Origin of the sequence: Yeosuana marina, from assembly GCF_011762485.1 — a bacterium.
GTDB classification, from domain to species: domain Bacteria; phylum Bacteroidota; class Bacteroidia; order Flavobacteriales; family Flavobacteriaceae; genus Yeosuana; species Yeosuana marina.
The window spans coordinates 650,632-656,647 of sequence record NZ_JAAKGI010000001.1 but is presented as its reverse complement, the minus strand read 5'-3'; the positions used below and the strand labels follow the sequence as shown (position 1 = coordinate 656,647).

Annotated in this window: 1 protein-coding gene; it reads right to left on the bottom strand. The window is 37.2% G+C overall.

Going from position 1 to position 6,016, the window contains the following annotated elements; genetic code table 11:
• Window positions 1–5,645 (bottom strand): DUF11 domain-containing protein (locus G5V56_RS02900; RefSeq protein ID WP_166961061.1); only part of this gene is annotated, 5,645 nt, incomplete at its 3' end.
• Window positions 5,646–6,016: the final 371 nt, after the last annotated feature.

The following is a 6,016-nucleotide window of genomic DNA, read 5'->3' as shown; positions in this document are numbered from 1 at the left end:
TCAAAGGTTACCGTGTCACCCACATTTGGTGTTGAACTACTTGCCGCACTTATACCCTTAGTTAACTCTAAATCGGATGTTTCAATTATGAATGTAGTTGTATCTTCATCATCGTCATCACCATTGCCATCTCCATCTTCATCTACTGTATTATCGGTGTTTGGGTCGCTATCTGGATCATCAAGATCACTAGCTGTTACTTGAACGGAATTGGTGTAATTTCCTGAATTATTAACAACTGCATCATAAGTTAATGTCATTGAAGCTCCATTGGCAATAGTTAAATTATTCCATTCAATAGAATTATTTCCAAAAAAATAAACTCCTGAATTAGAAATTGTACCTGGTACCAAATCAAACCCGCTAGGAAGTATGTCTTGAATATCAACTCCTGTGGCATTCCCTGGCCCATTGTTTTCGACAAGAACACTAAAAGATACTATATCGCCTACAGATCCTGAAAGAGGGTTAACTGATTTTGTTATTTCTAAATCTGCTTGCTCTAAAGTAATTTGTGCATTATCTTCATCATCTTCACTCTGGTCACCGTCATCGTTATTTGGGTTACTATCTGGATCTGCTTGATCACTAGACGTAATTTCTGTGATATTTAAATATTCGTTTGATGTCCCTGTCGGTGCATTTACTAAAGCTGTAATATTTAAGATTGCTGGTGAACTTGTAGTTATTGTACCAATATTCCAAATTCCAGTTCCAGAATTATAATTACCTCCTGAATCATCAGATTGATAGGTGTAACCATTTGGTAACTGATCTAAAACATTAACATTTGTAGCTGTGTTTGCTCCAGTATTTGTTACAGTTATTGTAAACGTAACTAAATCTCCAACACTTACATTAGTTGGAGACACCGTTTTTTGTAATGATAAATCCGCAGATTGTATAGTTACTGAAGCTGAATCCTCATCATCATCATCACCGTTACCGTCCCCATCTTCATCTACCGTTTCATCTGTTGCTGGGTCACTGTCTGGGTCTTGATTATCGCTGGCAATAATTTGAGAAGTGTTTATATATGAACCTGAAGCATTTACAGTAGCATCAAATGTTAAATTTAATGTTGCTCCATTTGCAATACTCAAATTAGTCCAAGTAATAGTTTGCGTTCCTAAATTGAAAGAGCCTCCATTGGATACTGTCCCTGTAACTAATGAATACCCTAAAGGCAATATGTCTTCAACACTAACACCAGTTGCATCAGAGTTTGTAGCACTAGCATCATTATTAAAAACTGAAATTGTAAATGTTACTATATCTCCAACATTCACACTACTAGGCGTGACACTTTTTGTTAGCTCTAAATCTGAAATTGGCAGAATTGTTATTGTTACTTGGTCAGAAGCACTATTACATGTTCCATTTGAAACTGTCCATTCAAAAACATAAGTACCAACAGTTGTTCCCGTTACTGAAGTATTTGGATTATTATTATCTATAAAATTAACTGGGGTTGGTCCAGATACTTGCGTCCATGTTCCTTGACCAGCTGAAGCTGGAGTAGCTCCCAAAGTTACTGTAGAAAATTCAGGTAAGGATTGGTCAGGACCTGCATTAGCGCTTATTGGGTCCGAATATATAAGGATTTCCATAGTATCTACCGAGGTACAACCTCCTCCAACTGCAGTCCACGTAAACTCATAAGTTCCTTGTGAAAGTCCTAACACTAGACTGTTAGGGTTATTAGGTGCTGTAATGCTTGCTGGATTTCCAGCAGTTTGTGTCCAAGTACCCACTCCTTCTGCTAAAGGTGTTGCCGCAAGAAAGGCTTGAGTATTATCACAATACTCTTGATCTGGGCCTGCAATAGCTTGAGAAGGTGGTGTGCCTGTATAGGTTAAAGTAACAGTATCTGATTGTGGTGCACATAATGAAGGGTTGGTAAAAGTTGTTCCAGAAGATGGAGGAGGGTCGTTTGATACCGTCCATGTTAACACATATACATCGTCTAATCCATCATTACCAACATCGTCTGGAATATTGGACAAAGTTGTTTGAGGGTTATTTGGGCTATCAATTACTACAAGTCCTCCTGAGGGATCATCGCCAGGATTGGCAAAAGTCCATACACCAAGACCAACAGTTGGTGTTGTTGCATTTAATTGTGTATTTTGTTGACAAGCTAGTGGCTGGTCAGGACCTGCATCAATAGGACCAGGAGCTTCAAAAACCTCTACCCTAACTATATCTGCATTGTCTGTACAAAAGCCAGACGCAAAATTTAATTCAAAAATATAAATACCTGGAACAGTTAAACCATTTACATCTGTTGATGTGCTATTGTTTGGTGTTGTAAAGGTAATCGTTGCTCCACCAGGTTGGGACAACAATCTCCATTCTGAAGTTACATCAACAGGTATTGCTAAATTTCCTGCAGTTAATGTAGCTGTAGTTGTGTCAGCCATACAGATATATTGATCTGATCCAGCATCAGCATCTTCACTTGGTCCATTACTAACAGTTACCGTGACTTGGTCTGAATTGTTACAAGCTGCCCCAGAACCAGTATAATCCGTTGCAAACTGATAAACATATTCATAACCTGGTTCAACTGGCGCATTAGCCGTATTACTATTACTTGGTGATTGCGTTGGGCTAAATGAACCTATTCCTAATGGGTTTGTAGTTGAAACTATTGTCCAAGTCCCAGTAGTACCCGGAGTAGCCTGAAGAAAAGCACTATTAACTTGACATAATTGCTGATCTGCACCAGCAGATGAAGGTGCATAGACCTCTACATTAATTTCATCTGTAGAATTTGGACATAAAGGAGAGCCGCTTACAGTGGTCCATCTAAAAACATATGTTCCTGTTGTTAATCCCGTAACATTAATAGAATTACTCCCTGGATTATCAATGTTTGGTGTATTTGGACCAGATATTACTGTCCATGAACCACTTTCAGCATTTGGATTTAATAAAGGATCAGCTGTTATAACCGTATTTGTAGCTGCACATATTACTTGATCGCCTCCTTGAATATTAGCAGGTGTTGGTGGTATTCCAACTTCTATAGTAACTTGATTTGGCGTTGCTGTTGAAACACAATTACCATAAGAAATTACCCATTCAAAAACATAAGTGCCATCTAAAAGATTTGAAAAGGTTGCTGTTGGGCTGTTTATATCATCAACTGTATAACCTCCTAAACCAGACACTAAATTCCATGTTCCAATTCCACCTAACGGAACTGGATCGGTCGCATTCATAGTAAAAGACAACAACACTGGATCTAGACACAAACTTTGGTCTGGACCAGCATCTACATTGGCACCTGTATCTGCAACAACTACCTCAACAGTATCTGTTGTTGCTGGACATGAATTTGGAGCAGGAGCAGAATAAGCAATTTCCCATTGAAATTCGTATTGCCCGTCAACCAACCCTGTTACTTCTGATGTTGGACTGTTTGGATTAGTAAATGTTACCGCAGATGGCCCAGAGATTTGAGTCCAAGTTCCTGTTTCATCTACATCGGGTGAATTAGCATTCAAATTCGGTAGGGTTGTTACACCAGAGCTAAAACAAAAATCTACTCCTGCATTCGCTATTGTTGGAGATTCATCAGCAGTTGTAGTTATAATAACCGTATCTGTTGCGGCAGGTCCGCAATTAATATAATCATTTAATACAGACCAGGTTAACGTATATACAGTTGAAGGAGAAGAAAACCCTGTTGCTATTGCATTTGGATCATTTACATCAGAAAACGTAACTCCAGGATCTGATGACGACCAAGTTCCCGTTTGACTATCTGCAGGAGGATCTGCCGCCAATTGTACTGGAGCATTAAAACACACTGTTTGATCTACACCTGCATTTACAGAATTGTTATCTAAAGGGGACACAAAAATACTAGTATCTGAAGTAGCTGGTGGTGTGCAATTTGGTCCAGCAGTAACTGTATATCTAAACACGTATTCTCCTGGAATAAGCCCAGATAACGTTGTTGTTTGCGCATAAATATCATTAATAGTCGCAGTGTTTGGTCCGGAAATTTGTGACCAAACGGAAGTTTCACCAGGTAATATAACACTACCTGCCAATGAGCCTGACGTTTGACCACAAATAAATGTTTGATCAGAACCAGCATTAGACCCAGAAATAGGGTTAGAAACTGCAATAACAATATCATCGTTAGCTTGATTACAGTTTCCTACAAAAAGGTTTCCATTTCTTATTCTTCTAAAATTTACAGTATAATTACCTGGAACATCAAAACTATTAATTGTTGCAGTTCCATTATTAGCACTTCCCAAATTAACATATGGTGTAGGAAATGTTAATGTAGAAGCACTTGGCCCACTCACAATACTATATTGGGTTCTATTTCCACTTGTCGAGGTATAAGGAACGTTAAACGATGTTTGACCACAAGCACCAAGAATTAAATCGTTACCAGAATCTACTAAAATGCTGATTGGGCTTGTATTATATATTATGTTTACCGATGATCTAGATGCGCAACCAGTAATACTATTAGTTATTGTATATCTGAATTGATAAGTATTTGGAGCAACAAGACCAGTAACTTGGGTTGTACTGCTTGTTGGATCAACTATCGTTACTGCTGGGTTTCCATCTATTTGTTCCCAAAGAACGGTTTCATTGGTAAAATCTGGAGGAGACCCAATTAATGTTGTTTCAGTTACCGAGGCATCGCAAAACCTTTGGTTGTTATTTGTAGTTGTAGCTTGTGTTACGTCTTGTGTAGCAGGTGGTACGGTTATTGTCACTGTATCACTTCCATTGGCACAAGGTCCAACAACATCCCATCTAAAGACATAAACACCTTCTACCAAACCACTAACACTAGTAGTATTATTATTTGGGTTAGCAATACTCGGATTGGCAGGTCCACTTACAAATATCCATGTACCAACTTGACCATTTAAATTAGCACCTCCAAAGCTCCCATTTAAGTTTGTACTTTGAGAAACCGTATAACAATTAGTTAATGTTTGATCGGGACCTGCGTCGACTGGATCTACTCCACCGTAATTAGTAATTGTAATTTCTGAAAAACTTTCACAATATTGACCAGGCGCATATTCTGGCCCAGTAATTGTCCAACGTAAAACTGTTGTCCCTGCACTACCTTCTGGCAATGTTATTGTTGATGTTGCTGAATTTGGTTGGTTAATCACAACACCTGCTCCGTTTCCTCCTTGAACTGACCATTGACCAACTTCTCCTGCATTTCCAGGAGTATTTGCATTAATAATTAATGAGCCTGAGCTATCTGGACAAGAAGCCATATCTGTTCCAGCATCAGCAATAGTTATAGGTTGTACAGTTACTGAAACTGTTTGTATTGGTGTATCGCCATTAAAGCAGGTTGCTGATAATTGAAAAACATAAGTATTTCCACCGGAAAAACCAGTTATAATAGGATCATCGATAGATGGATCACTAATGACTACAGACGGTCCAGCTATTTGAGTCCATGTTGGTCCTTCGGCATAAGTATCAGGTGAGTTACCATCTAATTGAAATGTATCATTAACACAAATTGTCTGGTCTAAACCTGCATTTATGGTACAGGATTGAGCATTTACTGTAGTAAAACTAAACAACAGGAATAGTGTAAAAAAAATAAGAGCTATAAAATTACTCTTATTTGTCATTTTTTTGGTTAAGTAAGTATTGTACATTTATTATAATTTTGAGCGTTTTTTTATCAAATAACAAAAATAAAAATCCAAACATGATTTCTTATTTTGTAGCAAATATAATATATTTTTTCGATAAAAAGCAATTTTCGTCGATAAAATGTACATTTTATTAACAATTTAACTATCTTTTTTTAGTAATTAAATGAATAGATTGTACCAATTATAAAGACTAATATTAATCTAAGTGATTTTAACGTCTCTTTTGAAAAAATAATTTCAATTTTAGAAAAACTCTACTAATTATTTAGAATTAAGACAAGAAAACATTATTAGATTTCATCGGGACTTAATTAATTAGCTTTAAATAATTTAAAACTTAAATG